Raw genomic sequence first — 1,377 nt, forward strand, 5'->3', positions numbered from 1 at the left:
ATAAGGTTTACTTTTAGTATTCTTTATTTTTTTAAATATAAAAATTTTAATTAAAATTTTTATAATACCTTGCTCCAAATTTTTAGCAAATTTTTTTATTAAACTAGCTATAGTAAAGAACATAAATTAAAAAGTTAAATAATTAGAAATCTGAGTTAATTTTTTGCTATAAATTTTTTCCAAAAAACAACTCCTTCTACCCATTGACGTTAAGTCAAGTTTTTAGAGTAACAAACGTAGAATTTTAATCTATTTATTTTAAGCACTTACCTTTTCAAATTGATTAGGTGTAAGATACCCTAAACTTTGATGGATTCGTTTTGAATTATAAAAGGCTTCGATGTACCAGAAAATACTCTGATAGGCTTCTTCAAAGTTCTTATATTTAAATTGATACACCCACTCTCTTTTTAAATGTCCATGCCAAGATTCAAGACTGGCATTATGATAAGGGTATCCCCTTCGACTGAAAGAGTGAGTCATCCCATAATACTTAAGCAACTCTTCATACTCTAGACTCGTATACTGGCTTCCTTGGTCAGAATGAAGAATAACAGCTTCTGGATAGTCTTGTGATTTAATGGCCTTATTTAAAGTTCTTTGCACTAATTCTACAGTCATTCGCTTGCCCAAATCCCAAGCAATGACTTTTTTAGTATAAAGATCCATAATGGTTGAGAGATAAGCCCATACTTGGTGAGTAGGAATATAAGTAATGTCGGTTGACCAAACCTTATTTTTCTTTGTAGGTTCAGTCTGTATGAAATTTTTTCGATTGATGTGATCACTTAGTGAGTATCCAGGCTTAAATTTCTTAATGACTACAGACTTGAGTTGAAGTTGCTTCATTAGCTTCTGTACCAGTTTTAACCCGACTTTTTCCCCTTGTTTAAGTAGAAGATGATGAATTTTAGTAGCACCATAGATTCCTCGGTTAGCATTGAAGAGTTGAGAAATTTTGAGTGACAGGTATTGTCTCCTTAATTGAGTTTTAGATGGATGTCGGTTAATCCGTTCATAATAACTTGATTCAGTAACACCAAGGAGTTGACAGCTTAGTCTGACATTGAGTGCTAAAGTTTGTATGGTTTGAGCCATATCCGCAGCACTCACTTCTTTTTCTCGGCGAATATGGTCAATACTTTTTTTAAGATGTCTCGTTCTTCCTTAACTTTAGCCAGTTGTCTTTTTAATTCTAGAAAATCAGCTTTAGAGACGGAGCTTTCATTAGATTTAGAGTAGAGGTCTATCCATTTATAAATTGTTGCAGGGGCCACGTCGTACGCGTGCTCGATCAGGCCTCAGGCGCACCAACTTTGGCCTCCGCCGTCAACATCGGCGCCTTCAACCTCGGCAACGCCATCTCCGCCTGGCTAG

At 35.1% G+C, this 1,377-nt stretch carries 1 pseudogene; it reads right to left on the reverse strand.

Features of this window, described 5'->3' with window-relative positions:
- Positions 1–258: 258 nt before the first annotated feature.
- Positions 259–1,283, reverse strand: a pseudogene (locus tag AB0M22_RS45690) (IS3 family transposase); the annotation flags it as partial.
- Positions 1,284–1,377 lie beyond the last annotated feature (94 nt).

Source organism: Nocardia sp. NPDC051756 (genome assembly GCF_040681495.1).
In the GTDB taxonomy this organism is placed as follows: Bacteria; Actinomycetota; Actinomycetes; order Mycobacteriales; family Mycobacteriaceae; genus Nocardia.